The organism is Streptomyces sp. SA15, assembly GCF_002291145.1.
Classification (GTDB): Bacteria; Actinomycetota; Actinomycetes; order Streptomycetales; family Streptomycetaceae; genus Streptomyces.
Genome location: NZ_NTGE01000142.1, coordinates 63,162 through 88,811, shown reverse-complemented (window position 1 = coordinate 88,811; position 25,650 = coordinate 63,162). Strand labels below are relative to the sequence as shown.

Sequence of the window (25,650 nt, the reverse complement as noted above, 5' to 3'; positions counted from 1 at the left end):
AACGGTGCAATTTCACGACTCGATGATCAGCCTCGTCGGCAACACCCCGCTGGTGAGGCTCAACAGCGTGACCAAGGGCATCCGGGCGACCGTCCTGGCCAAGGTCGAGTACTTCAACCCGGGCGGTTCCGTGAAGGACCGCATCGCCCTGCGCATGATCGAGGCGGCCGAGCAGAGCGGAGAGCTCAAGCCCGGCGGGACCATCGTCGAGCCGACCAGCGGAAACACCGGGGTCGGGCTCGCCATCGTGGCCCAGCAGAAGGGGTACAAGTGCATCTTCGTATGCCCCGACAAGGTGAGCACGGACAAGATCAATGTGCTGCGGGCCTACGGGGCGGAAGTGGTCGTGTGTCCGACCGCCGTCGACCCCGAGCACCCGGACTCCTACTACAACGTCTCCGACCGGCTCGTCCGCGAGACCCCCGGCGCCTGGAAGCCCGACCAGTACTCCAACCCCCACAACCCGCTCTCCCACTACCACTCGACCGGCCCCGAGCTGTGGGAGCAGACGGAGGGGAAGATCACCCACTTCGTGACGGGCGTGGGGACCGGGGGGACCATCTCCGGGACCGGGCGGTATCTGAAGGACGTCAGCGACGGCAAGGTGCAGGTCATCGGCGCCGACCCCGAGGGCTCCGTATACTCGGGCGGCTCCGGGCGGCCGTACCTCGTCGAGGGCGTCGGTGAGGACTTCTGGCCGACGGCCTACGACCGTACGGTCGCGGACGAGATCGTCGCCGTGTCCGACAAGGACTCCTTCCAGATGACCCGCCGGCTGGCCAAGGAGGAGGGGCTCCTCGTCGGCGGCTCCTGCGGCATGGCCGTCGTGGCCGCGCTACGGGTCGCCGAGCGGCTGGGCCCCGACGATGTCGTGGTGGTGCTCCTCCCGGACAGTGGTCGTGGCTACCTCAGCAAGATCTTCAACGACGAGTGGATGGCCGACTACGGCTTCCTCGAGGACGCGGGACCGAGCGCCCGCGTCGGCGACGTCCTCTCCTACAAGGAGGGCGACGCCATCCCCTCCCTCGTCCACATGCACCCGGACGAGACGGTCGGCCAGGCCATCGAGGTGCTGCGCGAGTACGGGGTCTCGCAGATGCCGATCGTCAAGCCCGGCGCCGGCCACCCGGACGTGATGGCCGCCGAGGTCGTCGGATCCGTCGTCGAACGCGAGCTCCTCGCCGCGCTGTTCACACAGCGGGCCTCGCTCGACGACCCGCTGGAGAAGCACATGTCGGCTCCGCTGCCGCAGGTCGGCTCCGGCGAGCCGGTCGGGGACCTGATGTCCGTGCTGGGCGCGGCGGACGCGGCGATCGTCCTCGTCGAGGGCAAGCCGACCGGAGTCGTCAGCCGGCAGGACCTGCTGGCCTTCCTGGCCAAGGGTGCGAAGTAGCGGCAAACGTCCGGTGAACTGCCCGTGTACACGGCGAACTTGCGGTTGCTCACCGGAGTGGTCGACTTCGCTGAAGTGGTACGAGGGCGTCACGTCCGCGCAGCACCCGCTTAACACGGGTCCGGCACATTAGTGGGTGTCGGCAGGGCGGGAGCGGCTCCCCGCCCCGGCCGACGCAGAACGGCGCCAAGGACCTCCGGAGCGGCTCCCGGACCTCCATGGACGCCACGGACGCGCAAGCCCGGCCCTGACCCGGCCCGCGTCCTTCGCGGGGACCGCCGTCGTCCCGCCCCCCGGTAACGGGGGTGCGGCGGTCCCCGCGAATATTATTTCGGGGACCCTTTCCTCACTTCGCCTCACTCCTGACGGAGTGTTCGCCGGCCGTCATTCCTCCCAGTCGCTGTCCTTAGAGGATTTGCGGCGACGGCGGCCGAAGAGGCCAGGGTTGGTGCGGGTGGCCTGGACGACATTGACGCCGACGATGCCGGCCCAGGCGACGAGCAGGCCGGGCAGGTCGGCGACGCCGCCGCCGATCGCGGACAGTGGGACCGCCAGGACAAGTGAGACGATGCCGAAGCCGAAGCGCTCCCCCCAGGAATCGGTGGGCTGCGGTGAGCGGGAGCCCCGGGCCACCACCATCTGCTGCTCGGCGAGCTGTCGGCGCAGTTGGCGCTCGACGGCGCCGTCGATGCGCTGGTCGACCTTCTCCAGGAACGAGTCGACCAGCGCGGACTCGTACTCCTCGCCCAGTTCCCTGCGAGCCCGCAGGGTGGCGTTCAGTTCCTTCTTCAGCTCGGTGTCCCGCGCTTCCAATCCGGTCATATGAGCCACGGTAGGGAGCCGGAACGCCCGTCGCACTGGGGTTAGCCCCCCTGTTCCGGCTGGGGATCCCCCGCGGCGCCCGAGGTGGCGCTCACTTCACCAGTCCGTGCTTCTTGGCGTACGCGTTCGCCACGTCCTCCGGGTCCTTCTTGTCCTTGTCGACCTGGCGGTTGAGCTCGGTGAGGTCCTCCGTCGTCAGGACGTTGCCGAGGCCGGCGAGGGCCTTGCGGACCGTGGGGTCAGCCTTGCGGTCGGCGATGAGGGGGACGACGTGCTGGCCGGGGATCAGGTTCTTGGGGTCCGTCAGCACGACCCAGTCGTTGGCCTGGATGTCGGTGTCGGTGGTGAAGAGGTTCGCCACGTCCACGTCGCCCTTCTTCAGGGCGCCCTTGACCAGCGGTCCGGAGGAGTCCAGCGACTTGAACTCCTTGAACTCGACGCCGTACACGTCCTTGAGGCCCACCACGCCCACCTGGCGCGTCTTCACCTCGGGCGCGGCGCCGATGACCAGGTTGCCGTTCTGCTTCTTCAGGTCGGCGAGGGAGGCCAGGCCGTACTTCTCGGCCGTCTCCCGCGTGACCACGAAGGCGTCCGAGTCCTCGGCCATGCCGTACGGCAGGACCTGGAGGCCGGACGGGAGGGCGATGGTGAGGGCGTTCTGCATCTCCCCCTCCTCCGTCGCCGTGGCTTTCGGGGCGACGTAGTGGAGGAGGGCGCCCTGGTACTCGGGCAGGAGGTCGATGTCGCCGCCCTTGAGGGCGGGGATGAGGATCTCGCGGGTGCCGAGGTTGGGGCGGACGGTGGTTTTCACGCCGGCCGCCTGCAATACAGCGGCATACAGGTACCCCAGCACCTGGTTCTCGGTGAAGTTGGCGGTGCCGATGGTGATGCCGCCCTTGCTGGAGCCGCCGCCGGAGGTGGTGGTGCCCTGTCTGTCGAGGGAGGTGATGCCGCTGGAGCAGGCGGAGAGGGCAGGGACGGAGGCGACTGCGAAGAGGCCGCCGAGGAGGGTGCGTCGATTCATTTCCGGATTCCCTAGGCGGTGCGGTGGCGGAAGAGGAAGCGCTGGAGGCCGGCGAGCGCCAGGTCGAGGACGACGGCGACCGCGGCGACCAGCACCGCGCCGCCGAGCACCTGTACGAGGTCGCGCTGGGCGAGGCCGTCGAAGACGTAGCGGCCCAGGCCGCCGAAGGAGACGTACGCGGCGATCGTGGCCGTGGCCACCACCTGGATCAGCGCGAGGCGCAGGCCCGTCATGATCAAGGGGAGGGCGAGGGGGAGCTCGACCTGGAACAGGACCTGGTGGGCGCGCATGCCCTGCCCGCGTGCCGCGTCCTTCACGTCCGGGTCGACGGCCGTCATGCCCGCGTAGGTGTTGGTGACGATCGCTGGGACCGCGAGGGCGACCAGGGCGACGTACACCGGGGTCATGGACAGGCCACTGGCCAGGAAGACCAGGACCACCAGGCCGACGGTCGGCAGGGCGCGGCCGAAGGACGCGAGGTTGATCGCGAGGAACGCGCCCTTGCCGGTGTGGCCGATCAGCAGGCCGAGGGGGAGGCCGATGGCGGTCGCGATGAGGGTGGCGAGGAGTGAGTACTGGAGGTGTTCGGCGAGGCGGTGGGCGATGCCGTCGGCGCCGGACCACTGGGCGGCGCTGGTCAGCCAGCTGCCGAGGTTCTTGAAGAGTTCGTACATCTCAGGCTCGCCGCCTCTTCCACGGGGTGAGGACGTACTGGACGGCGACCAGCAGCGCGTCCGCGACCACGGCGAGGAGGAGGGTGAGGACCACTCCCACGATCACCGGGGTGGGGAAGTTGCGCTGGAAGCCGTCGGTGAAGAGCTGGCCCAGGCCGCCGTCGCCGATGTAGGTGGCGACGGAGACGAGGGAGATCGACATGACCGTCGCGATGCGGACGCCCGCCATGATCACCGGGAGCGCGAGGGGGAACTCGACGGTGAGGAGCGTACGCAGGGGGCGCGTGCCCATCGCCTTCGCGGCCTCCTTCGTCTTCGCGGGGACCGCGTCGAGGCCCTCGACCGTGTTCCGGAGCAGGACGACCAGGGTGTAGATCGTCAGACCGATCACGGTCGTGGTGCGGGTCAGGCCGCTGACCGGGAGCAGGAGCACGAAGACCGCGATGGACGGGATCGTGAACAGGACGTTCGACGCGCCGAGCAGGAAGCCGCGCAGGGGGCGGACCCGGTGGGCGAGCACCGCCAGCGGGAGCGAGATCAGCAGGCCGAGGAGGACGGCGGTCAGGGCGGCCTGGAGGTGGGAGATCGTGAGGGTGGTGAGGTCGTCGGTGTGGCCGGATATCCACGACCAGTCGATGGTCATGCGGCCACACCCGTCTCCGGCGTCTGAGCACGGGCTTCCGCGTGGGCCTGGCCCGCGTGGGCGTGGATGTCGTCGCGGGAGGAGACGCCGGTGAGGGCCCCCGCCGCGTCGACCCGGGCGATCAGGCCGGTGGGGGAGGCGACGGACTCGTTGAGTGCCGACAGCAGGGAGTCGTCGTCCTTGAGCGGCCGTACGGGGATCTCGGCGTCCTTCGACGTCCAGTGCAGCGGCCCCCGCGCCTCGTCGAGTACGAGGGTCCAGGCGCCGCCCTCGGGGGCCGGGCCCTGCGGGACGTCCGCGAGGGTCCTGAGCGAGAGCAGCTTCAGGCCGCGTTCGGCGCCGAGGAAGTCGGCGACGAAGTCGTCGGCCGGACGGGCCAGCAGCTCGGTGGGCGTGGCGCACTGCACCAGGTGACCGCCGGTGCGGAAGATCGCGATCTGGTCGCCGAGCCGGACCGCCTCGTCGATGTCGTGGGTGACGAAGACGATGGTCTTGCTCAGCTCCTTCTGGAGGCGGAGCAGTTCGTCCTGGAGCTGGGTGCGCACGACCGGGTCGACCGCGCCGAACGGCTCGTCCATGAGCAGCACCGGCGGGTCGGCGGCGAGGGCGCGGGCGACGCCGACGCGCTGCTGCTGGCCGCCTGAGAGCTGGTGCGGGTAGCGGCGGCCGGCCTCGGCGGTGAGGCCGACGGTCTCGAGGAGCTCGGCCGCGCGGGCGCGGGCCTTGCGGCGGCCGTGGCCGAGCAGCAGCGGGACGGTGGCGATGTTGTCGAGCACCGTGCGGTGCGGGAAGAGTCCCGACTGCTGGATGACGTACCCGATGGAGCGGCGCAGCTCGGCGGCGTCCTGCCGCTGGACGTCCTTGCCGCCGACGCGGATGGTGCCGGAGGTCGGCTCGACCATGCGGTTGATCATCCGCAGCGTGGTCGTCTTGCCGCAACCGGAGGATCCGACGAGGACGGTCACGCCGCCTTCCGGCATCCGGAGCGTGAGGTCGTGGACTGCTGTCGTGCCGTTGGGGAAGCGTTTGTGGACCGCGTCGAACTGGATCATGAGTTGTCCCTTGCCCGGCTGTATAACGTCATGCAGAGTTCTTGGTGAGTGAATAGGTTGTCAACGCCTCGGCGTTAATCCGAGGTAACGGATGACTGGAAAGCAAGATCGGGTGTCCTTGTTGAGGAGGGTTTGGGCTTGATGTCGTCTCGGATCGTGGACGCACCGCGGATTGCGGGCTCTTCTCTTGTCGTCCTCGACGGGGTCGGCCTCGGCGTCACCGACGTCGTCCGCCTCGCCGACGGGGCCGCGCGGCCGGTTCCGGGGAGCGAGGGGATGCGGCGCGTCGAGGAGTCCTGGGACGCCGCCCGCCGCATCGCCGCGACCGGCCGCGTCTACGGCCGCTCCACCGGCGTCGGCGCCAACCGGAACGAGGACGTGCCCACCGAAGCGGCCGCCGAACACGGTCTGCGCCTGCTGCGCAGTCATGCCGGTGCCATCGGCGAGGAGTTGCCGGCCCGGCAGGTGCGCGCGATGCTCGCCGTCCGCGCCAACCAACTGCTGGCCGGCGGCGCGGGCCTGAGGCCCACCGTCGTCACGGCCCTGTGCGAAGCGCTGGAGAACGGGGCGTACCCGGTCGTGAACGAGTTCGGCTCGGTCGGCACCGGCGACATCGCCGCCCTCGCCCAGGCCGGCCTCGCGCTCGCCGGCGAGCACCCCTGGCGGGGACCGGGCGCCCCCGCCCCCCAGCCGCTCGACAACAACGACGCGCTGGCCTTCATCAGCAGCAACGCCCTCACCCTCGGCCAGTCCGCCCTCGCCCTGCACGAACTGCGCGGGCTCCTGGAGGCCACCCAGGTCGTCGGCGCCCTCTCCCTGCTCGCCGTCGACGGCTCCCACGAGGCGTACGCGGCCCCCGTGCACGCCGCCCGTCCGCACCGCGGCTCCAGCGAAGTCGCCCGCAGGATGCGGGAGTTGATCGGCGCCGCCGACCGGCCGACCCCGCCGCTCGGCCGCCTCCAGGACCCCTACGGCTTCCGCTGCCTGCCCCAGATCCACGGCCCGGCGCACGACGCGGCCGACGCCCTGGAGGAGGTCCTCGCGATCGAGATCAACGCGGCCGCCGAGAACCCGCTGATCTGCCCCGAGGACCTGGCCGCCTACCACCACGGCGGCTTCTACCAGGCCCAGCTCGCCCTCGCCCTGGACCACTTCCGGCTGGCCATGACCCAGGCGGCCCGCCTGTCCACCTCCCGCCTGTCGACGCTCAACGAGCCCGCCTTCACCCGGCTCAGGCCCTTCCTCGCCGACCAGGAACCCGCCTCCTCCGGCGTGATGATCCTGGAGTACTCCGCCGGGGCCGCCCTCGGCGACCTGCGGGCCTTCTCGGCGCCCGCGTCGCTGGGCCACGCTGTACTCTCCCGAGGCGTCGAGGAACAGGCCAGCTTCGCCTCGCTCGCCGCACGTCAGACGCTGCGCGCGTGCGGCGCGTACCGTCTCGTCGTCGGCTGCGAACTCGTCGCCGCCGTACGGGCGCTGCGCCAGCGCGACGCCCGGCCCGACCCGGAGCTCGGGGTGGGCCGTGCGCTGGAGCTCGCCGAGTCGGTGCTCGACGAGGACCCGGCCGACCGGCCGCTCACGGGAGACGTGACGACGGCGGCCGCACTGCTCGACCGGTTCACGGACATCTGGAGGGGGAGCGAGTCATGAGCGCGGGCGTGAGCGCGGACGGGAGTGCGGGCGTGGTGGACAAGAGCGCGGGGGTGGCGGGCGCGGAGAGCCGGAGCGCGCATGTGCCGGACAGCCCTGCCGCGCGGCTGCAGGCGCTCTTCGAGGGGCACCGGCTGACGCCGACCCAGCGGCGCATCGCGCACAGCATGGTGCGGCGGGCCGCCGACGTGCCGTTCCTGTCCAGCGTGGAACTGGCCGAACTGGCCGGGGTCAGCCAGCCGTCGGTGACCCGTTTCGCGGTCGCCCTCGGCTTCGACGGCTACCCGGCCCTGCGCAAGCACCTGCGCGAGGTCGCGCCCGCCGAACCGGCGGCGGACTCGGGGTCGTACAACGAGTACCAGCAGGCCGTCGAGGCCGAGATCGAGAACCTGCGGCACCTGGCGGAGGTGCTGGCCGACCCGCGGCCCGTGCAGAAGGCGGGCCGTCTACTGGCCGCCTCGCGCCCACTTCCGGTCCTCGGGCTGCGGGCCGCTGCCTCGCAGGCGTACGGCTTCGCGTACTTCGCCGCCAAAGTCCATCCGGACGTACGGCTGCTGAACGAGGGCGGCACGATGATCCACGACCGGATCGACTCCGCCGTACGGGCCGGCGCCTCGACGCTGCTGTGCTTCGCGCTGCCCCGGCATCCGCGCGAGGTCGTGGACACGCTGACCTATGCGAAGGAGGCCGGGCTGACGGTGGTGACGGTCGCCGACTCCGCCTTCGCGCCGGTCGCCAAGGCCTCCGACCTGCTGCTGCCGGCCGCCGTCGGCACGGGACTCGCCTTCGACACCGCCTGCGCCCCGATGCTGCTGGGCCGGGTCCTGCTGGAGGCGATGTGCGACGACCTGCCGGACGCGCAGGCGCGGCTGGAGGAGTTCGACGCGAGGGCGGCGGCGCGCGGGCTGTTCGTCGAGTGAAGGCGAGTGAATTTCGCGTGCTCTAAGACTCGTCTCACGTTCGCTCGCTAATCTGCCCGACCAGGAAAAGCAGTCAGGAATCGCAGTGCTGTGAGGCGACAAGGAGGCGGAACGTGGCACGCGGAGATCGCAGAGCTCATGGCCTGGCTCGGGTGGCTGTCGTCGTACGGGCCGGAGCCACGCCGATGTGGTGGCTCGGGGTGTTCGCGGCGGGCATCGGCGTACTGGTGCCGGGCATCACGGGGCGGCGGATCGGGGTGATGGCCGGGGCCGCGCTGTTCATCGTCGCGACCGCGGCGGTGGCGTACTGGCGCCGCAGGCGCTACACCGACCTCGCCCGCTCGGCCGCCCGCGCGAGCAAGCACGATGTGCTCCAGGACCGTGCGGTCAGCGCCCGCAACTGGCGGCGGGGACACCGCTGGTGGCTGCTGCTCGCCTTCCTGGCCGCGCTGGGCAGCGCGTTCGCGGTCCCCGCCGCGGGCGGAATGCTGCTCGCCGGCTGCGGTGCCGGGCTGCGGCTGAAGGCCGCCTGGCTCGGGCGGCGCGAGCGGGCCGAGGACGCGCTGCTGTGGGTGCGCGTCGACTGGCTCGCCGCGAACGGCGGCCGTCCGGCCGGCAAGGCGGTCAAGGCCTACCGCAGCACGGGCATCGCGGCGGGCGACGCGGCCCCGGGCGGGGCACGCCGCCGCACCGCGGCCCTGGTCTAGCCGTCAGACCTGGTCTCGCTGTGAGATCTGGCCTGGCTGTGAGATCTGGTCTGGCTGTCAGGTCTGGTCAGACTGTCAGACCTCCAGCTCCTCCTCGATCCTCCGGAGTTGGTGGCGGGCCATCGCCAGGTTGGACCTCTTAGCGTCGAGGACCAGGTAGAGGAAGAGTCCGTTGCCGCCCCGGCCGCGGATCAGGCGGATCAGGTGGTACTGGTCGGACAGCGTGATCAGGATGTCCTCGATCTGGCTCTTGAGCCCGAGGTGCTCCATGGTGCGCATCTTGGCGCGGACCACATCGGTGTTGCCGGCGGCGGCGACGTTGAGGTCGAAGCTCTTGCCGCCGCCCATCGTGCCCAGCGCCATGCCGCTGGTGTAGTCGACGAGCGCGACGCCGGTGGCGCCCTCGATGGAGGCGAGCGCCTCTTTCAGTGCGGTTTCGGTGTTGGCCATGACTGTTCCCTCGGTTCCTCTCAACTTTCGGTGATGGTGCGCGCCACCGTCGGTGCGGTGGGCGCTTCGGTGGTCGGGAGCGGAGCGGGGGCGGGGGCGGGGGCGGGGGTGCGGGTCTCGGGGGGCTTGGAGCGGGAGGTGCGGGGGGTTCGGGCGCGGGGTGCGGGGGTCTTGGCTGCGGTCTTCGCCGGGGACTTCGCTGGGGACTTGGTCGGGGACTCGGTCGGGGACTTGTCCGAGGGCTTGGCCGGTAGTGCCGTGGCGGCGTCGACCAGCTCCGCGATGCGGGCGGCCGCCCGGCGGCCCTCCAGGTGGAGGCGACCGACGTTGACGGGGTCCTGGGCGAGCAGGGTCACGACGGCGGCAGGGCCCGCCGCGTACGTCGCCGCACAGCCGTGCACGCCGCGTACGAGCAGTTCGCGGAAGTCCCCCTGGCCCGTGGTGTCCGCCAGCTGTGCGGCGAGGCCGCAGGCGGTCGTCGTGAGCGCGGCCAGGTTCTCCGGGTCGATGCCGGGGGTGTCCTGGGCGAGGACGAGACCGTCGGCGCCGGCCGCGAGGGCGCCGGTGAGCTGGGGCACGCGGGCTCTGAGCCGACGTAACTCCTCGAGGATGTCGCTCTCCGCTGCCATCAGGTCTCTCCTCTCGGCGCGGGTCCACTGCCGCTGCCGCCGCTCAAAGGGCCTCCAGCGCATCCCTGAGCCTCTTCAGCAACGTGATGTGGGGATCGGTGAACTCGGGCGGGAGCGCGTCGAGGGTGTCGAGCCCTGCGAGGCCTTCGTGTGTTTCGGGCGGTTCGGTGGGGGCCTGCGGGCGGGGCGCGATGACTCCGGCCGCCGCCAGCCGCCGTAGGTCCACCAGCGTGTGGAACGCCGGGCGGCCCAGGTCCCGGGCGATCTCCACCGCCGTACGGACGTCGTCCAGCCGGGCCAGGACCGCCCGCTGGCGGGCGGTGGGCGGCGGGGGTGCGGCACGGTCCGCCCGGGTGAGCGGTGCGTGGTCCGTGGCCGGATCGGGCCAGATGCCGTGCAGCAGATCGCGGCGGCGCAACGTCTCGCGCTCCACGGCGGCCACCGGCACCGGGCACTCGCAGCCGGGCCCGGCCTCGGCGCCGTAGCGGAAGCGGCCCGGGGTGCTGCTGGGGGCGAGGACGAAGTACGCCGCGTCGTACAGCGCGGTGAGCCGGCACAGCTCCAGCGCTCCCGGAGTGAGGTGTCCGCCGTCGACCAGGCGGTGGCCGGCGCGGTGCCGGTCGCCGGTCTCGGCCAGCGCCTCCCGCCAGGCCTCGGCGTCCAGCGTGCCGCGGGCGGTTAGCAGGACCTCGATCCCGGGGGAGGAGGGGCTCTCGGCGTGCACCACCCGGCCCTCGGCGAGGTGGAGCGTGCCGCGCTCCCGGACGAGGACGCCGGTGGCGCGCTCGGCGGCGAGCCGGGTCAGCATCGGCGAGACACCGCCCCAGCCCCGCTCCCGGGCCGCCGCCTTGTTCCGCACGGGCAGCCGGGGCGGCGGAGGGGTTCGTACGGCGGTCATCCCAGCACCAGCCGTCCGACCATCTCGCCGAGTCTGATGCGGGCCAGCGCGAGGTTCCCCTCCGCGCGAGCCAGCCACAGGTGCAGGCACACGCTGCTGTCGAAGGACGTCCGCACGAACCGCAGCACGTGGTAGCTGTCCCGATTGCTGATGATCAGGTCCTCGACGGGTGGATCGGCGCCGTCCTCGTCGGTGCCGTCCCCTTCGGGTTCGGGCGCGAAGGCGTGCTGCTCGGCGGCGAGCCGGGCGAGCTCGGCGGCCTCCACCGCGGCCGTCTCCCGGTCGCCGCCCGGGGACTCCCCGACGATGCCCAGGGCCAGTCCGCTCGTCCAGTCGACCAGTGCGGCGCCCCGGGCACCGGGCAGTCGCATGGCTTCCAGCAGGCACTCGTCGATTCCGGGCACCGTGGCTCCCCTCCCGCCTGGAGTTCGGCTGAGTGACCCCGAAACTACGCACTGTGTGGGAGAGGGGTGAGGCTTCTGGCATTTTCCAGTGGAACATGCGGCAGATGACTAAGGTGGGTCAACTGGCCTGGTTTTCCAGGCCAGTTGATCAGCGCCAGTTGATCAGCGGATGCTCCGGCGTACGTCAACGCCCCCGGGCGCGCGGAGGGTGGTGAGCGCGTCCGCGTGCGCCCCTCCCGACTCGGCCACGATCTCCTCGACGCTCTGCGGCTCGCGTACGGTCGCGAAGGCGATGCCTCCGGCACCGTCCGGGGCGAAGCCGTAGATCCCGGGCCGGGCGAGGGAGTTGTAGGCGTAGTGGTGCGCGAAGTAGTACGCGCCCGTGTCCAGCGCCGCCGCGTAGTCGCCCTGCTCCAGCAACGGCAGCGCGCGCCCCGTCGCCAGCAGGTCGCCCGCGAAGCACGCCGGACCGGCGACGTCCTGCACCACCTCGGGCCCCTCCTTCGGCCGCCCCTTGCCGTCGTACGCGGCGATCCTGAGCGGCCACGCCCCCGGCGCGTACACCGTCCGCGTCGCCACCTGCACGCCCGCGTGCGTGACCGCGACCGGCCGCCCGCCGGCGCTCTTGGCGTACTCGACCCGGGCCACCACCGTGCCGTGCTTGGCCAGCAGCGACCGCCCGAACTCCGTCACCAGCCCGTACCGCCCGTCGAACAGCCCCGGCACCGCCTCGCGCAGCACGCGCGCGTAGTCCGCGTACGTCGGTTTCGTCGCGTCCGACATGAAGTTCACCGGAAGTCCGCCGCCGATGTCGATCGTGTCGATCTGCGGCCGCCCGATGCGCCGGTTGATCTCCTCGGCGAGCCCGTACGTCTCCGCCACGCCCTCGGCCATCAGCGACAGCGGGATGCCCTGCGAGCCGGTGTGCGCGTGCAGCCGGGTCAGCCAGGGGCGCTCGGCATACGCCCGGACCACCCACTCGCGCGCCCCCTCGTCCCGCAGCGCCACTCCGAACTTCGAGGTCGCCGTGGCGGTGGACAGCGCCTCGATGGAGCCGCCGCCGACCTGCGGGTTCACCCGGATCCCGAGGGGGGAGCGGCTGGGGGCGGACCTCATCAGGCCGTCGATTCGGTCCAGCTCCTGCGGGTTGTCCGCGTTGACGGCGATCCCGAGCGCCAGCGCCTCCCGCAGCTCGGCCGGTGTCTTGGCGGGCGAGTCCAGGACCGTCCGGCCCGGCGGCAGCCCCGCCGCCCGGGCCAACGCCAGTTCGCCCGGGCTCGCCACCTCGGCGCCGATCCCCTCTTCCCCCAGCAGGCGCAGCACCGGCACCAGCGGGGTCGCCTTCACCGCGAAGGCGTGCAGCACGGGCGTGCCGGGCGCGGTGACCGCGTCGAAGGCCGCCCGCAGAGCCGCCGCCGACTCCTTGATGCCGGTGACATCGAGCAGGCCGACGACGGGGGTGGCCGACCCGAGCAGCCCCTGTTCCACGGCGGCCCGCACCGCTTCGTCCCGCCGGGCCGCACGTGCGGCGTCGGAGCGGCTGTCCTGATCGCTGTCGTAATCGCTTTCGTGATCTGGCCCGTGATCGTCGTTGACGTTGCCCACAACATCCCCCGTCATGTCGTTGCCTGCGTCCGTGCGTCCATGCGTCCAGCCAAACACAGCGCCGTGCCCGGGCCGACGGGCGGACGTATTGACTAGTTCTATTCAGGACGTCAGGATGTGAATATCAGCAGTAACAGTCCACTGGGAGCAATCCGCATAGGAGGCAGACCGTGTCAGGACCCCGCCCCGTACGAGCGCCGCGCGGCACGGAACTGAGCGCCCTGGGATGGCAGCAGGAAGCCGCCCTGCGGATGCTCCAGAACAACCTCGACCCGGAGGTCGCCGAACACCCCGACAAGCTGGTCGTCTACGGCGGGACGGGCAAGGCTGCCCGCGACTGGCGCTCCTTCGACGCGATGGTGCGCACGCTCAGGACGTTGAAGCAGGACGAGACCATGCTCGTCCAGTCCGGCCGCCCCGTCGGCGTCATGCAGACCCACGAGTGGGCGCCGCGTGTGCTCATCGCCAACTCCAACCTCGTCGGCGACTGGGCCAACTGGGAGGAGTTCCGGCGGCTGGAACAGCTGGGGCTGACCATGTACGGGCAGATGACCGCCGGTTCCTGGATCTACATCGGCACCCAGGGCATCCTCCAGGGCACCTACGAGACCTTCGCCGCCGTCGCCGCGAAGAAGTTCGGCGGCACGCTGGCCGGGACGATCACCCTGACCGCCGGCCTCGGCGGCATGGGCGGCGCCCAGCCGCTCGCCGTGACCATGAACGACGGTGTCGTGATCTGTGTCGACTGCGACCCCCGGGCGATCGAGCGGCGCATCGAGCACCGGTACCTGGACGTGAAGGCCGACTCCCTGGACCACGCTCTCCAGCTGGCCGTGGAGGCACGGGATCAGCGCAAGGCCCTCTCCATCGGCGTCCTCGGCAACGCCGCCGAACTCGTCCCGCAGCTGCTGGCCATGGGCGCCCCCATCGACATCGTCACCGACCAGACCTCGGCGCACGATCCGCTGGCGTACCTGCCGCTGGGGGTCGACTTCGACGACATGGCCTCCTACGCGGCCAAGGACCCGGCGGGCTTCACCACCCGTGCGCGCGAGTCCATGGCCCGGCATGTCGAGGCGATGGTCGGCTTCATGGACGCCGGCGCCGAGGTCTTCGACTACGGCAACTCGATCCGGGGCGAGGCCCAACTCGCCGGGTACGAGCGGGCGTTCGCCTTCCCGGGCTTCGTGCCCGCGTACATCCGGCCGCTGTTCTGCGAGGGCAAGGGCCCCTTCCGGTGGGCGGCGCTGTCGGGCGAGGCGTCGGACATCGCCAAGACCGACAAGGCGATCCTCGAGCTGTTCCCGGAGAACGAGTCCCTGGCCCGCTGGATCAAGATGGCCGGGGAGCGGGTCCACTTCCAGGGCCTGCCCGCGCGTATCTGCTGGCTCGGCTACGGCGAGCGGGACAAGGCCGGCGAGCGGTTCAACGACATGGTCGCGAGCGGGGAGTTGGCGGCTCCGCTGGCGATCGGGCGCGACCACCTCGACTCCGGGTCGGTGGCTTCGCCCTACCGCGAGACCGAGGCGATGCTCGACGGGTCGGACGCGATCGCCGACTGGCCGCTGCTGAATGCCATGGTGAATGTGGCGTCCGGGGCGTCCTGGGTTTCCATCCACCACGGCGGCGGGGTCGGGATGGGCCGGTCGATTCACGCCGGGCAGGTGACGGTGGCCGACGGGACGAAGCTGGGCGGGGAGAAGATCCGGCGGGTGCTGACGAACGACCCCGGGATGGGTGTCATCCGGCATGTGGACGCGGGGTACGACATCGCGGAGTCGTTCGCCGGTGAGCGGGGTGTGCGGGTTCCTATGCGCGAGGGTGACGACGCGTGATCCAGCGTGACGGTGGGCGTGGCGGTAACTCTCCGGTGGGGGCTGAGGCCTCGTCGCCGGGCGCGGGGCCGGCTGTGCCCACCCTCCCCCATAGCCTTGACGGCATGAGCGGTGCCCCCATCGCCCTGCGGAACGACTGCCCACAGCCGGTGCGGGGTGACGGGTCACAGCCTGTGCGGGGTGACGGGTCACAGCCTGTACGGGGTGACCGCGTGCAGCGTGCGGCAGCCGGTGGGGCGCAGTCTGGCGCTACTGGCGGGGCGCAGCCTGGGGAGCCTGGTGGGTCGCAGCCTGGGGCGCCTGGTAGGCCGCAGCCTGTGTCGGATGCGGGGGCGCAGCCTGGGGCGCCTGGTGGGCCGCAGCCCGTGTCGGCTGGCTCGCCGCAGCCTGGCGTGGCCGGCGTCTCCTTCCACCAGATGTGGCGCGAGCTGCACCCCATCGGCCGGCACGCCGACTCCGGTGGCTACCGCCGCTTCGCCTGGACCGGCGCCGACGCCGAATGCCGGGCCTGGTTCAAGGCGCAGGCCGAGGCGCGCGGCCTGACGTACGAGCTCGACCGGAACGGGAACCAGTGGGCCTGGCTCGGAGATCCCGCCGCCGGGGAGGCCGTCGTCACCGGGTCGCATCTCGACTCCGTGCCCGATGGCGGGGCCTTCGACGGGCCCCTCGGGGTCGTGTCCTCCTTTGCCGCGCTCGATGAACTGCGCGCTCGCGGAGCCACGTTCACCAAGCCCCTCGCCCTCGTCAACTTCGGCGACGAAGAGGGCGCCCGTTTCGGGCTCGCCTGTGTCGGGTCGCGGCTCGCCTCCGGGCAGCTCACCGTCGAGCAGGCGCACAGGTTGACCGACGGTGACGGGATCACACTGCCGCAGGCCATGGAGGCCGCCGGATACGACCCGGACGCCATCGGGCCGGACCCGGACCGGCTCGCCCGTATCGGCGCCTTCGTCGAGCTGCACGTCGAGCAGGGGCGGGCGCTCGACCTCAACGGCGATCGCGTCGGCATCGCCAGCGCCATCTGGCCACACGGGCGGTGGCGGTTCGACTTCCGGGGCGAGGCCAACCACGCGGGGACGACCCGGCTGGTCGACCGGCGCGACCCCATGCTGTCGTACGCCGAGACCGTGCTCGCCGCCCGCCGCGAGGCCGAACTCGCCGGTGCCGTCGCCACCTTCGGCAAGATCGCCGTCGAGCCCAACGGCGTCAACGCCATCCCTTCGCTCGTCCGCGGCTGGCTCGACTCCCGAGCCCCCGACCAGGAGAGCCTGGACCGGGTGGTCGGCGGCGTCGAGAAGGCCGCTCGCGAGTACGCCGCCGCACACGGCATCGACCTCGACGTCGTCCGGGAGTCCTTCACCCCCGTCGTCGATTTCGACCACGCCCTGCGCGACGAGCTCGCCCGCATCCTGGGCAAGGAGACCGACCTCAAGGTCCCCGTCCTCGGCACCGGTGCCGGACACGACGCAGGGATCCTCTCCGGGAGCATCCCGACCGCCATGCTGTTCGTACGCAACCCCACCGGCGTCTCGCACTCCCCGGCCGAGTACGCGTCCGAGGACGACTGCGTGGCCGGGGTACTCGCACTCGCCGACGTACTGGAAGGGCTGGCCTGCAGGTGACCCATCACCACACGCAGACGTACTGGCTGGAGCACGCCTGGCTCGACACCCACGTCGAGCCGGGTGTGGCGGTGGACACGAGAGACGGCCGCATCACTGCCGTCCACAGGGACACGCCCACCCCACCGCCCGGTGCGGAGGTGCTGCGCGGCCTCACCCTCCCCGGGCTGGCGAACGCCCACTCGCACGCCTTCCACCGTGCCCTGCGCGGCACCGTCCAGGTCGGCTCCGGAACCTTCTGGACCTGGCGCGAGGTCATGTACGCCACGGCGGACCGGCTGACCCCGGAGACCTACCACGCCCTCGCCCGCGCGGTGTACGCCGAGATGGCGCTGGCCGGCATCACCTCCGTGGGTGAGTTCCACTACGTCCACCACGCCCCCGGCGGCACCCCCTACGCCGACCCCAACGCGATGGGCGAGGCGCTCATCGATGCCGCCGCCGAAGCCGGTATCCGCATCACCCTCCTCGACACCGCCTACCTCTCCTCCGCCATCTTGAACAAGCACAGCGGCCGACCGCCCACCACCCACCAACTCCGCTTCTCCGACGGGAGCGCGGACGCCTGGGCGGAACGCTGTTCAGTTCTCAAGGAACGGGATCACGCGCGGATCGGGGCGGCCATCCACTCCGTACGGGCCGTGCCCGCCGAACAGTTGGCGACCGTGGCGCGGTGGGCCGAGGAGCGGCGGGCCCCGCTCCATGTGCACCTGTCCGAGCAGACCGCCGAGAACGACGCCTGCCGGGAGGCTCATGGGTGCACGCCCACGCAGCTGCTGGCCGAGCACGGCGTCCTCGGGCCACGTACCACCGGCGTCCACAACACCCACCTCACCGACGAGGACATCGCCCTCATCGGCGGCAGCGGCACCGGCACCTGCATGTGCCCGACGACGGAGCGGGACCTGGCGGACGGCATCGGCCCTCCGGCCGCCCTTCAGCAGGCGGGCTCCCCGCTCTCCCTCGGCTCCGACAGCCACGCCGTCATCGACCTGCTCGAAGAGGCACGCGCGATGGAGCTGAACGAGCGCCTGCGCACCCGCACCCGCGGCCACTGGACCGCCGCCGCCCTACTGCGGGCCGCCTCCGCCGACGGCCACGCGGCCCTCGGCTGGGACGAGGCGGGCACCATCGAGACCGGAGCGCTCGCCGACCTCACGACGATCGCCCTCGACTCGGTCAGAACAGCGGGGCCGCTGCCCAGGCTCGGCGCCGAGACGGCCGTATTCGCCGCGACAGCAGCGGACGTACGGCACACGATCGTGGGTGGGCGGCACGTTGTACGAGACGGGGCACACGCCCTCGTCCCCGATGTGCCGCAGGCCCTCGCCCAAGCCATCCGATCCCTGCGCGCCTGACGACGACCGCCGAACCCCGCCCCCACGAGGACACGATGAGCAGCAGCACTGTCATCACCAACATCGCCACGCTGGTCACCAACGACCCCTCCCTCGGTGACGGATCCCCCCTCGGTCTGATCCAGGACGCGGCCGTCGTCATCGACGGCGACCGCATCGCATGGACCGGTGAATCAAGCAAAGCACCCGCCACTGACAATCGGGTCGACGCCGACGGCCGGGCTGTCCTCCCTGGCTTCGTCGACTCCCACTCCCACCTGGTCTTCGCGGGCGACCGGACGCAGGAGTTCAACGCCCGTATGTCCGGCCGGCCCTACAGCGCCGGCGGCATCCGTACGACGGTGGCGGCGACCCGGGCGGCCACGGACGCCGAACTGGAGGCCAACCTCACCCGCTACCTCGCCGAGGCCCTCCGCCAGGGCACGACCACCTTCGAAACGAAGTCCGGCTACGGCCTGACGGTGGAGGACGAGTCCCGCGCACTCCGCATCGCCGCCGCCCACACCGACGAGGTCACCTACCTCGGCGCCCACATCGTCTCCCCCGACTACGCCGACGACCCCGCCGCCTACGTAGCCCTGGTCACCGGCGAGATGCTCGACGCCTGTGCCCCATACGCCCGTTGGATCGACGTCTTCTGCGAGAAGGGCGCCTTCGACGGCGACCAGGCCCGCGCGATCCTCACGGCGGGCAAGGAGAAGGGGCTGCACCCGCGCATCCACGCCAACCAGCTCTCGTACGGCCCCGGCGTGCAACTCGCGGTCGAGCTGGATGCCGCCAGCGCCGACCACTGCACGCACCTGACGGACGCGGACGTCGATGCACTGGCGAACAGCCGTACGGTCGCCACGCTGCTCCCCGGCGCCGAGTTCTCCACGCGTGCCGAGTGGCCGAACGCGCGGCGTCTGCTCGACGCGGGCGTCACGGTCGCCCTGTCGACCGACTGCAACCCGGGCTCTTCCTTCACGTCCTCTGTCCCGTTCTGCATCGCGCTCGCGGTACGGGACATGGGGATGACGCCGGACGAGGCGGTGTGGTCGGCCACGGCGGGTGGGGCGAGGGCCTTGCGACGGGAGGACGTCGGTCGTCTCACGCCGGGGGCGTACGCCGACCTGGTGCTGCTTGACGCCCCGAGCCATGTGCATCTGGCGTACCGGCCGGGGGTGCCGCTGGTTACCGGGGTGTGGCGGCGTGGAAGAGGCCTGACTTCACGCCGCGTATGAGATGAGCCAAGGGTTCGGTGGTGGTGGTGAGTTCGGTGTCGGGGGTTTCGCTTTCGCGGAGGTGGAGGGTGCGGGCGGATGCGGCGAGTTCGACGCAGGCGTCGCCGTCACTGCCGTCGGAGAAGCTGGACTTCTGCCAATGCCTTGCCTGGGTCATGCGGGTCCTCACAGTTCCTTCGCCAGACGGTGGATGAAATCCCGCGACTGTGCGGGGGCGAGTGACGCCTTGCCCACCTTAAGGAGAAGGGTACGAAGCCGCTGGAGCTGAGCCTCGGTATCGATTGGACCCTTGTTCACGGGTGCATCCCGGAGCCCGGTGTCCAACTGCGGTACTGGACCGCCGAGGTAGATCATCGCGGCTCCGGCGCCGGCGAAGTCGTCCTGGTCGACGGGGATGACGCGCACAGTGACGTGGTCCGGCTCGCTCAGCTCCAGCATCTGCCTGAGCTGGGCGCGAGTGACACCGCGGTCGGAGACGCGGATGCGTAGAGCGAACTCGTGGACGATCGCCTCGTACGGGGTGGGCTTGTCTCCTTCCAGGACCGTGCGACGCCGCATTCTGTGTTCGACCCTCGGTTCCAGCTCGCTCGCGGGCAGCCCCGGATTCATGTACGAAAACACCGCGCGGGCGTAGTCCGGTGTCTGGAGCAGCCCTGGTACGTGGGTGATGACGACCTCGCGCAAGAGCGTCGCGTGGTGCTCCAGTTCGGCGAGGTCAAGAAACGGTGTCGGCAGAACACCCCGGAAGTCCTCCCACCAACCCCGTGTCCGATCGGTTGCCATCGCCACCAGAGCGTCGATCAACGCCTCGTCGGTACAGGCATAGTGAGCGGCGAGCCGTCGTACGCGCTCCGCGCTCACGCCCGCAAAGCCGGCTTCCACCTGGCTGATCTGCGCCGACGTCGAATTCAACAGCCCTGCCGCTTCACGGGCCTTCAAACCGGCCGCCTCCCGCAAGCGGCGCAACTCGGTGCCCAGGCGCACCTGTCGTGCCGTGGGTTGGCTCCTTGGTGCCATGCGCCCCTCCCGACCTCAACCGGCCTGCGGCCGTGCCTCGTTCGGGCGTCAGATTACGGCATTGGCTTGCGTGAGGAAAAATTTTTGCTCTACCGTCGGTGACGCGACGCACACGCTGCGGAAGCGCATCACTCCCTCCTGCCCTCAATCCCCTGGAGCCGACGCATGCCCGAACCCGAACCCGAAGCCGAACCCTGGGAGTACTCCCTATCCATCCCGCACGACCCCCGAGCCGTCACCATCTGTCGCCGCACCCTCCGCCTCATCCTCACCATGCACGGCCTGATCCGCCTCGCGGACACCGCCGAACTCCTCGCGACCGAGCTGGTTGCCAACGCCGTACTCCACACCAAGGGCCCCGCCACCCTCCGCGTCCGCTGGTCGGCCGGCGTCCTGCGGATCGGCGCCTGGGACGCGGACCCCGAACCGCCCGAGCCGCCGGGCAAGTTGGACGACCTCACCGAGGCCGAGCACGGTCGCGGTCTCGCTCTGGTCCGTGCCTGTGCCGACGTCTGGGGCTGGCAGCCGCTCTCCAGATTCGGCGACCGGGGCAAGTACGTATGGTGCGAACTGGGGGTGGCATAGTGCCCGGCTCGTCACACGAGGCGATGCACCGGATCTTCCAGAAGGATCCCGCGCTGCTCACCCGCGCCCTGCAGAGCGTGTTACGCATTCCCTTTCCCGAGCCGCGCGACTTCGCCGCGATGAACGTGGACCTCACCGAGGTCGAGCCGGTCGAGCGGCGCGTGGACACGCTGCTGCGGGCGGAGACCGACGAGGGCACCTACCTCCTGGTCGTGGAGTCGCAGGGCCAGCCGGACGAGCGCAAGCGCGGCAGCTGGCCCTACTACCTTAGCTACTTGCACGAGAAGTACCGCTGCGAGCCGGTCCTCATCGTCGTCACCCAGAGCAGGGCGACGGCTCGCTGGGCGGCGGAGCCTATTCATTTCGGGGTGCGGGGGTGCCCCTCGCTGACGGTACGCCCGTTCGTGCTCGGCCCGGACAACGTGCCGGTGATCGCGGACGAGCGGGAGGCCGAACGGGACGTACCCCTTGCGGTGCTCTCGGCCATGACACATGGCCGCGGTCCGCGGGCCGCCGCCATACTGGAATCCCTGGCAGCCGCCCTGCGGACCATCGACGCGGACAGCGCCGCGGTCTTCGTGCAGTTCGTCGACTCATGCCTGGCAGACCGCCAGGCCCAGCAGATGTGGAGGGACCTGATGACGGCGATGCAGTACTTCTGGCGGCACCCGCTGGCCGAGCAGGTACGCGAGGAGGGGCGGGAAGAGGGCCGGCTCGAAGACCGCGTCGAGATGACGCTGAACATTCTCGAGTGGCGCGGCATCCAGATCCCGGACTCGGTACGCGAGCGGGTCCGTGCCTGCACCGACCTGCACCAGCTCGAACTCTGGGCGCAGCGAGCAGTGCACGTGACCGACGCCGAGGACCTGTTCGCCGACGACCGATCCTGAAGCATCGATTGGCAGATCTGTTCCACCCCGGGATCAATCCATACCCCCGCGACCTGCGCATTTGCTGCGTCGCCCCCGGAACGGCCTGGAACAGATCTGCCAATCGCCGCTGCCGTCCGAGGGCGCCGGGTTGGCGGGTGGAGTGGTTGGGTGAACGGTGACGTCGAACGCTCCCCGGACCGGGTGTTTGCCTTCGACGAGTTCGGGCCCCTCGGGATCCGGCCCACCGTCGGCTCCTGCTGGGCGAAGCAGGGCAAGCCCGACCGGCTTCCAGCGACCTTCCACCGCACCCTGGCCAACTCCAACCATCCGAACCACACGGTGCAGACCCCGTGCCTTGCACCGCTACCTGCGTCGGCGCAACGCGAACGCCCGCCACCCCGACGTGCTCGCCGCCCAGGCAAGGAACGCGCCCGCATCAGCAGCGAGAAGGGCATCCGGTGGGGCGGACGCCCTCTGCCCAAAGCGGCCTGACCAGGAGCCGGGCCGACATCCCCGGCACATCACTAACCGACCCGCTGCATCGCCTTCCGGTGCCGTTCCGCCATCGCGGCCCCGGACTCGCGGCGGGCCATCCTGCGCAGGACGGATGGTGCGAGGAGCAGCCCGGCGACTGCCCAGGCACCCAGCACGCCCGCTGTCTCCAGGTGCCGCCAGGATTCGCCGATCTCGGCGGCGACCGCATCGGCCGGCAGCAGCGCCGAGCGGAGACCGAGGCCGAGCCAGTACACGGGGAAGATCTGCCCGACGGTCTGCAGCCACTCGGGCAGCTTCGACAGAGGGAAGTAGATCCCGGAGATCACGACGAGTCCCATCACCGGAAGCATCAGCAAACCGACGGCGCGCGGACTGCCGACGAGTGAGCCGATGACAGCGCCCATCGGCAGGGTGGCCAGGAGGCCCAGCGGCACCACCCACACCAACGTCAGCAACGCTCCGCCGCCCTGCCGGGCAACCCCGTCCACCAGGAACACGCCAACGGCAAAGGGGAGGGCCATGGAGACGAGAGCCGTACCCGACACCATGATGATCTTGCCGACCAGGTGGCCGACCATGCCGTGAGGCACGGCCTTGGCCCGCAGCAGGGTGCCGTCCTCGCGCTCGGTCGCGAGCAGCTGCGCCGTGGTCATCATCCCGGTGAACGCGAGCGTCATCCCCAGCATGCTCGGCAGCAGGAACGCGCCAGTCGAGATGCCGGCGCCCTTCAGCGGATCGTCCCTGACCAAGAACAGCGGCACGATGAGCAGAACCGTCCAGAGCACGTACCCGAACACGTCCTGGCCGGTGGTGAAAGTCTGCCGGAGCTCTGTCCGGCCGCGCCGCACCCCTACTACCGCCGCGTACCACACCGGACTCATCGCGATCCCTCCCCGAAAGCGTGCATCGCCCGCTCGTCGGGAACGCTCCCCAACTCCAGCTCCCGCACCATCGTCAGGTAGGTGTCCTCCAGGCTCGCCCGGCGCACCTCCAGCCCGCCGATCGCCTCGCCGTGCTCCTCGAACAGCTGACGGACGAACCGGGTGGGCTCGGCCGTCGCCTCCTCGAAGGGCCGCCCGTCCCGCGTCCAGCGCACAGTGGCCTCGGCCGATACCTGCCGCGACAACTCCTCGGCCGAGCCATCGGCCACGATCCGGCCACCGGCCAGAATGAGGATCCGGTCGGCGAGCCTCTCCGCCTCGGCAAGGTCGTGCGTGGTCAGCAGAACAGTGGTGTTCTCATCCGCCAGCCCGCGTACCAGGCCGTGGAACTCGTTCCTCGCCTCCGGGTCCAGACCGGCCGTCGGCTCGTCCAAAAACAGCACCTCGGGTCTGCCTACGATGCCGACGGCCACGTCGAAACGCCTGCGCTGCCCGCCGGACAGAGTTCCGACCCGCTTGTCCGCCTGCTCGGTCAGCCCCACTGCGGCGAGGAGCTCGTCAACCTCCCACGGCCGCCGCACGAGGGCGGTGGAGTACGGCGCGTAGTACGAGCCAAGATGGGCCAGCAGTTCCCGCACCCGCCACTTGCCGTGGTCGCGCCAGGACTGCAACACGATGCCCAGGCGCGCACGCCACCGCTCGTCCCCGTCGGCCGGATCGGTGCCGAGGACGGTCACGTCACCGGCCGAGCGCATCCGGAAGCCTTCCAAGACCTCGATCGTGGTCGTCTTGCCCGCGCCGTTCGGGCCGAGCAGCAGGACGACTTCGCCTCGCCGGGCCGTGAAGGCGACACCCTTCAATACGTCCTGGCTGCGGTAGCGCATCCGCAGATCCCGTACGTCGATGACCGTGTCGCCCTCTGGCGGTGGGCTGCTCCCAACCCCGGATAAGGCGTGAGCGGTCGTCATCGATGTTCCCCCGTCCGTCTCGTGGTCCGTCCTCTGGGTCAGAGGCCGGAGGCCGTGCCGATGTCCGTGGTCATGGGACGTGTCTACGGCTATGGCTGCCGTTGCCACCTGGCAGCGGGCGTTCAGGCCGCCGGACGAACACATTACCGAACGGTTCAGGTATCTCATCCTGTTCCACCGACCCGGCGAACGTTCCCGGTCAGAGCACTAGTCGGCCCCGGCCCGCCACCGCTGATCCGCCCGCCCCAGCTCTCTGACCAGGGACACCGAACCGTCCCCGCCCGGCGCCACCGAGTGGTCCGGGGCGATGGCCGGGCGGATTACGCCGACGGTGTCCACCGCGAACCGCAGGTTCTGGCCGTTGGGGCCGTCGATCGAGTCGCACTCCCAGATGCCGACGCCCTTGTCCACCGAGCCCCGGCTGTCCAGGCAGAAGTCGGGGTCGGCGGACGACTGGAGTACGCCGCGACCGGAGTCCACCCGCCACCGCTGGGTGGGGGAGGAGCCGCAGGGGGCCGTGATGACGTCCGTGCCCAGTTCCAGGTCGCCGTCGCGGATGTCCAGGCACAGGCCCGAGGCGGTGTTCACGACCTGGGCGTATGTGTCGCCCGGTGGCTTTGGCGGGGGCGGGGCGGGGGACGTGGGCGGCTTCGAGGACGGTGCCGTCCTCGACGGGGTGGTGGTGGGACTCTTCGACGGGGTCGGACTCCTCGTGGGCGAGGGTGACTTGGAGGTGGCGGAGGGGGACGGCGTGGTCAAGGCCGGCGTCGGCAGCGCCACTGGCGGCCGGCTCGCCGGCGTGCTCACCGAGGCCCCCGCTGACTCCCCCGCTGACTCACCCCCCTGCGCCAGCAGGACGACCAGCAACGGCGCCAACGCCACCCCCAAAGCCGCCGAGGCCAGCACGAAACGGCGGGACGGCGGCCAAGTCCCGGGTAGCCCAAGGGCCTTGACGCCCTTGGCCTCATCCTCCCTGCCCGCCTCGCGTCGCCCGTACGCCGTCCCCGCCCACGGCAGCAGCCCCTCCGCCAGCGCGGTGCGCGGGCTGTCCCGCAGGGCGGACAGTTCCTCGTAGGCCGTCGTGCAGTGTGCGCAGTGCGCCATGTGGGCGTGCAGGTCGGGGCTGTCACGGGGACTGTCCGGCCGTACCGACTCCTCGATCAGGCGGCGGAAGTCCCCGCAGCGCGGATCGTCGGAGGCGGCGAGGCGGGACCGCAGGCAGGCCTGGGCCATGGCCTGGAGGGCCTGTTGGGTGCCGTACACCACGTCCTCGCGTGTGAGGCCGAGGAAACCGGCCGTTCTGTCGGCGGGTTCCCGCTCCACCACGCCGTACCAGACGAGCCCCTGGGCGCGCGACGGCAAGGACTGGAACGGTCCGAGCAGGGGTGGGACCAAGCCTTCAGAAGTCGCCGTATTCAGGACAAGAAGAAGCCCCGCGTCGAGTCCTGCCGCCCGTTCGTCGGCGGACCAGGACGCGGCCACCCGCCCCGTCAGCAGCAGGAGCCGGTGCCGCCACGGGACGCCGGGGTCGATGCCGCGGGCCGTCTCGCGGGCCGCGAGCGTGAGGGCCTGGGCCGCCAGTTGCCGTGCCGCGGACTCGTTCGTCGCGCACAGGCGGGCGTAGGCGAGGACCGACGGGCGGTGCCGGGCGCGGAGTTCCTGGAGGGCCAGGTAGGCCGTGGCCGGATCGGCGCGCAGCAGTTCGGTGAGGCGGGCGTCGGACGCACCGGCGTAGGCACCGCCCCTGCCGCCCCCCTTGGCGCCCCCGCCCCCGACCTCGTCGTCGGTCCCGTCGGCCCGAGCCATCCACCCGCCCTCCTCGCCACCCCGTCCTGACGGACCGGCCGGTCTGTGATGGGTGCCCATAGTGGTGGACGGGACCCCGCGAGGAAAGAGGTTCCCCCGGGTAACCGACCAACGGGTAAC

25 protein-coding genes and 1 pseudogene are annotated in these 25,650 nt (G+C 71.1%); 11 read left to right on the top strand and 15 right to left on the bottom strand.

The genetic code is table 11. The features are described 5' to 3' along the window. The first annotated feature begins 4 nt into the window (after nt 1-4). Nucleotides 5-1,393 carry a cystathionine beta-synthase gene (locus CLM62_RS33010; RefSeq protein ID WP_095753559.1) on the top strand — a complete coding sequence of 463 codons (1,389 nt, stop codon included), beginning with the start codon at nt 5-7 and terminating at the stop codon, nt 1,391-1,393. Between the two features lie 384 nt (nt 1,394-1,777). On the opposite strand, the gene CLM62_RS33005 is transcribed toward CLM62_RS33010, so the two are convergent. From CLM62_RS33005 to CLM62_RS32985, 5 genes are all read right to left on the bottom strand, one after another. Further along, nucleotides 1,778-2,215 (bottom strand): hypothetical protein, encoded by a 438-nt coding sequence (locus tag CLM62_RS33005; protein ID WP_179382325.1) that lies wholly within the window; start codon nt 2,213-2,215, stop codon nt 1,778-1,780. A 91-nt stretch (nt 2,216-2,306) separates the two neighbouring features. Further along, the gene (locus tag CLM62_RS33000; protein WP_095753557.1) at nt 2,307-3,239 is read right to left on the bottom strand and encodes an ABC transporter substrate-binding protein; all 933 of its coding nucleotides are present in this window, start codon (nt 3,237-3,239) and stop codon (nt 2,307-2,309) included. 11 nt (nt 3,240-3,250) lie between these two features. Beyond that, nucleotides 3,251-3,913 (bottom strand): ABC transporter permease, encoded by a 663-nt coding sequence (locus CLM62_RS32995; RefSeq protein WP_095753556.1) that lies wholly within the window; start codon nt 3,911-3,913, stop codon nt 3,251-3,253. A 1-nt stretch (nt 3,914) separates the two neighbouring features. Continuing rightward, nucleotides 3,915-4,556: an ABC transporter permease gene (locus CLM62_RS32990; protein ID WP_095753555.1), complete on the bottom strand. Its 642-nt coding sequence runs from the start codon at nt 4,554-4,556 to the stop codon at nt 3,915-3,917. Beyond that, entirely contained in the window at nt 4,553-5,608 is a 1,056-nt protein-coding gene (locus CLM62_RS32985; RefSeq protein ID WP_095753554.1) for an ABC transporter ATP-binding protein, read from the bottom strand. The genes CLM62_RS32990 and CLM62_RS32985 overlap by 4 nt, the downstream gene beginning before the upstream one ends. A gap of 141 nt (nt 5,609-5,749) precedes the next feature. On the opposite strand from CLM62_RS32985, the gene CLM62_RS32980 reads away from it, so the two are divergent. The 3 genes from CLM62_RS32980 to CLM62_RS32970 all read left to right on the top strand — a co-directional run bounded on the left by CLM62_RS32980 (nt 5,750) and on the right by CLM62_RS32970 (nt 8,885). Continuing rightward, complete coding sequence (locus CLM62_RS32980) at nt 5,750-7,258, top strand: aromatic amino acid ammonia-lyase (RefSeq protein WP_179382324.1); 1,509 nt, start codon at nt 5,750-5,752, stop codon at nt 7,256-7,258. After that, nucleotides 7,255-8,178 (top strand): MurR/RpiR family transcriptional regulator, encoded by a 924-nt coding sequence (locus CLM62_RS32975; RefSeq protein ID WP_257004223.1) that lies wholly within the window; start codon nt 7,255-7,257, stop codon nt 8,176-8,178. Before CLM62_RS32980 ends, CLM62_RS32975 begins: the two co-directional genes overlap by 4 nt. Nucleotides 8,179-8,330: 152 nt before the next feature. Next, nucleotides 8,331-8,885 (top strand): hypothetical protein, encoded by a 555-nt coding sequence (locus CLM62_RS32970; RefSeq protein ID WP_179382334.1) that lies wholly within the window; start codon nt 8,331-8,333, stop codon nt 8,883-8,885. Nucleotides 8,886-8,960: 75 nt separating this feature from the next. Here CLM62_RS32970 and CLM62_RS32965 read toward each other — a convergent pair whose 3' ends face one another. From CLM62_RS32965 to CLM62_RS32945, 5 genes are all read right to left on the bottom strand, one after another. Beyond that, nucleotides 8,961-9,335: a hypothetical protein gene (locus CLM62_RS32965; protein ID WP_095753551.1), complete on the bottom strand. Its 375-nt coding sequence runs from the start codon at nt 9,333-9,335 to the stop codon at nt 8,961-8,963. Nucleotides 9,336-9,355: 20 nt separating this feature from the next. Next, nucleotides 9,356-9,964, bottom strand: coding sequence for a roadblock/LC7 domain-containing protein (locus CLM62_RS32960; protein WP_179382323.1), 609 nt, complete (start codon nt 9,962-9,964; stop codon nt 9,356-9,358). A gap of 43 nt (nt 9,965-10,007) precedes the next feature. Next, nucleotides 10,008-10,862 (bottom strand): hypothetical protein, encoded by an 855-nt coding sequence (locus CLM62_RS32955; RefSeq protein WP_095753550.1) that lies wholly within the window; start codon nt 10,860-10,862, stop codon nt 10,008-10,010. Then, nucleotides 10,859-11,266 carry a hypothetical protein gene (locus CLM62_RS32950; protein ID WP_095753549.1) on the bottom strand — a complete coding sequence of 136 codons (408 nt, stop codon included), beginning with the start codon at nt 11,264-11,266 and terminating at the stop codon, nt 10,859-10,861. The genes CLM62_RS32955 and CLM62_RS32950 overlap by 4 nt, the downstream gene beginning before the upstream one ends. Before the next feature lie 162 nt (nt 11,267-11,428). Then, the gene (locus CLM62_RS32945) at nt 11,429-12,886 is read right to left on the bottom strand and encodes a diaminopimelate decarboxylase (RefSeq protein WP_257004222.1); all 1,458 of its coding nucleotides are present in this window, start codon (nt 12,884-12,886) and stop codon (nt 11,429-11,431) included. A gap of 155 nt (nt 12,887-13,041) precedes the next feature. Between CLM62_RS32945 and hutU the strand changes: the two genes are divergently transcribed. The 4 genes from hutU (at nt 13,042) to hutI (ending at nt 18,906) form a co-directional block, all read left to right on the top strand. Continuing rightward, on the top strand, nt 13,042-14,706 hold the full coding sequence (gene hutU / locus CLM62_RS32940) for a urocanate hydratase (RefSeq protein WP_095753548.1): 1,665 nt from the start codon (nt 13,042-13,044) through the stop codon (nt 14,704-14,706). Nucleotides 14,707-15,122: 416 nt separating this feature from the next. Further along, on the top strand, nt 15,123-16,325 hold the full coding sequence (locus CLM62_RS32935) for an allantoate amidohydrolase (RefSeq protein WP_179382333.1): 1,203 nt from the start codon (nt 15,123-15,125) through the stop codon (nt 16,323-16,325). Next, on the top strand, nt 16,322-17,683 hold the full coding sequence (locus CLM62_RS32930) for a formimidoylglutamate deiminase (protein ID WP_095753546.1): 1,362 nt from the start codon (nt 16,322-16,324) through the stop codon (nt 17,681-17,683). The genes CLM62_RS32935 and CLM62_RS32930 overlap by 4 nt, the downstream gene beginning before the upstream one ends. Before the next feature lie 35 nt (nt 17,684-17,718). After that, on the top strand, nt 17,719-18,906 hold the full coding sequence (gene hutI / locus CLM62_RS32925) for an imidazolonepropionase (protein ID WP_095753545.1): 1,188 nt from the start codon (nt 17,719-17,721) through the stop codon (nt 18,904-18,906). Here hutI and CLM62_RS32920 read toward each other — a convergent pair. Then, nucleotides 18,857-19,063 (bottom strand): DUF397 domain-containing protein, encoded by a 207-nt coding sequence (locus CLM62_RS32920; RefSeq protein WP_095753544.1) that lies wholly within the window; start codon nt 19,061-19,063, stop codon nt 18,857-18,859. The genes hutI and CLM62_RS32920 overlap by 50 nt on opposite strands. 8 nt (nt 19,064-19,071) lie before the next feature. Continuing rightward, nucleotides 19,072-19,923, bottom strand: a complete 852-nt coding sequence (locus tag CLM62_RS32915) for a helix-turn-helix transcriptional regulator (RefSeq protein WP_095753543.1) — start codon at nt 19,921-19,923, stop codon at nt 19,072-19,074. 165 nt (nt 19,924-20,088) lie between these two features. On the opposite strand from CLM62_RS32915, the gene CLM62_RS32910 reads away from it, so the two are divergent. From CLM62_RS32910 to CLM62_RS32900, 3 genes and pseudogenes are all read left to right on the top strand, one after another. After that, nucleotides 20,089-20,508 (top strand): ATP-binding protein, encoded by a 420-nt coding sequence (locus CLM62_RS32910; RefSeq protein ID WP_095753542.1) that lies wholly within the window; start codon nt 20,089-20,091, stop codon nt 20,506-20,508. Continuing rightward, the gene (locus tag CLM62_RS32905) at nt 20,508-21,398 is read left to right on the top strand and encodes a hypothetical protein (protein ID WP_095753541.1); all 891 of its coding nucleotides are present in this window, start codon (nt 20,508-20,510) and stop codon (nt 21,396-21,398) included. The genes CLM62_RS32910 and CLM62_RS32905 overlap by 1 nt, the downstream gene beginning before the upstream one ends. A gap of 162 nt (nt 21,399-21,560) precedes the next feature. Continuing rightward, nucleotides 21,561-21,872: pseudogene (locus CLM62_RS32900) on the top strand (hypothetical protein); the annotation flags it as partial. A 32-nt stretch (nt 21,873-21,904) separates the two neighbouring features. Here the strand turns inward: CLM62_RS32900 and CLM62_RS32895 are convergent. The 3 genes from CLM62_RS32895 to CLM62_RS32885 form a co-directional block, all read right to left on the bottom strand. After that, nucleotides 21,905-22,756, bottom strand: a complete 852-nt coding sequence (locus CLM62_RS32895) for an ABC transporter permease (RefSeq protein ID WP_179382322.1) — start codon at nt 22,754-22,756, stop codon at nt 21,905-21,907. Continuing rightward, entirely contained in the window at nt 22,753-23,724 is a 972-nt protein-coding gene (locus CLM62_RS32890) for an ABC transporter ATP-binding protein (RefSeq protein WP_095753539.1), read from the bottom strand. Before CLM62_RS32890 ends, CLM62_RS32895 begins: the two co-directional genes overlap by 4 nt. Before the next feature lie 207 nt (nt 23,725-23,931). Continuing rightward, nucleotides 23,932-25,530, bottom strand: a complete 1,599-nt coding sequence (locus CLM62_RS32885; RefSeq protein WP_095753538.1) for an RICIN domain-containing protein — start codon at nt 25,528-25,530, stop codon at nt 23,932-23,934. Nucleotides 25,531-25,650 lie beyond the last annotated feature (120 nt).

Coding starts and splice junctions, on each gene's coding strand:
- CLM62_RS32895 (WP_179382322.1), bottom strand. CDS start 22,756: ATGAGTCCGGTGTGGTACGCGGCGGTAGTAGGGGTGCGGCGCGGCCGG.
- CLM62_RS32885 (WP_095753538.1), bottom strand. CDS start 25,530: ATGGCTCGGGCCGACGGGACCGACGACGAGGTCGGGGGCGGGGGCGCC.
- CLM62_RS32990 (WP_095753555.1), bottom strand. CDS start 4,556: ATGACCATCGACTGGTCGTGGATATCCGGCCACACCGACGACCTCACC.
- CLM62_RS32935 (WP_179382333.1), top strand. CDS start 15,123: ATGTGGCGCGAGCTGCACCCCATCGGCCGGCACGCCGACTCCGGTGGC.
- CLM62_RS32975 (WP_257004223.1), top strand. CDS start 7,255: ATGAGCGCGGGCGTGAGCGCGGACGGGAGTGCGGGCGTGGTGGACAAG.
- CLM62_RS32945 (WP_257004222.1), bottom strand. CDS start 12,886: ATGACGGGGGATGTTGTGGGCAACGTCAACGACGATCACGGGCCAGAT.
- CLM62_RS32960 (WP_179382323.1), bottom strand. CDS start 9,964: ATGGCAGCGGAGAGCGACATCCTCGAGGAGTTACGTCGGCTCAGAGCC.
- CLM62_RS32980 (WP_179382324.1), top strand. CDS start 5,750: ATGTCGTCTCGGATCGTGGACGCACCGCGGATTGCGGGCTCTTCTCTT.
- CLM62_RS32965 (WP_095753551.1), bottom strand. CDS start 9,335: ATGGCCAACACCGAAACCGCACTGAAAGAGGCGCTCGCCTCCATCGAG.
- CLM62_RS32920 (WP_095753544.1), bottom strand. CDS start 19,063: ATGACCCAGGCAAGGCATTGGCAGAAGTCCAGCTTCTCCGACGGCAGT.
- CLM62_RS33005 (WP_179382325.1), bottom strand. CDS start 2,215: ATGACCGGATTGGAAGCGCGGGACACCGAGCTGAAGAAGGAACTGAAC.
- CLM62_RS32995 (WP_095753556.1), bottom strand. CDS start 3,913: ATGTACGAACTCTTCAAGAACCTCGGCAGCTGGCTGACCAGCGCCGCC.
- CLM62_RS32985 (WP_095753554.1), bottom strand. CDS start 5,608: ATGATCCAGTTCGACGCGGTCCACAAACGCTTCCCCAACGGCACGACA.
- CLM62_RS33000 (WP_095753557.1), bottom strand. CDS start 3,239: ATGAATCGACGCACCCTCCTCGGCGGCCTCTTCGCAGTCGCCTCCGTC.
- CLM62_RS32910 (WP_095753542.1), top strand. CDS start 20,089: ATGCCCGAACCCGAACCCGAAGCCGAACCCTGGGAGTACTCCCTATCC.
- hutI (WP_095753545.1), top strand. CDS start 17,719: ATGAGCAGCAGCACTGTCATCACCAACATCGCCACGCTGGTCACCAAC.
- CLM62_RS32955 (WP_095753550.1), bottom strand. CDS start 10,862: ATGACCGCCGTACGAACCCCTCCGCCGCCCCGGCTGCCCGTGCGGAAC.
- CLM62_RS32890 (WP_095753539.1), bottom strand. CDS start 23,724: ATGACGACCGCTCACGCCTTATCCGGGGTTGGGAGCAGCCCACCGCCA.
- CLM62_RS32915 (WP_095753543.1), bottom strand. CDS start 19,923: ATGGCACCAAGGAGCCAACCCACGGCACGACAGGTGCGCCTGGGCACC.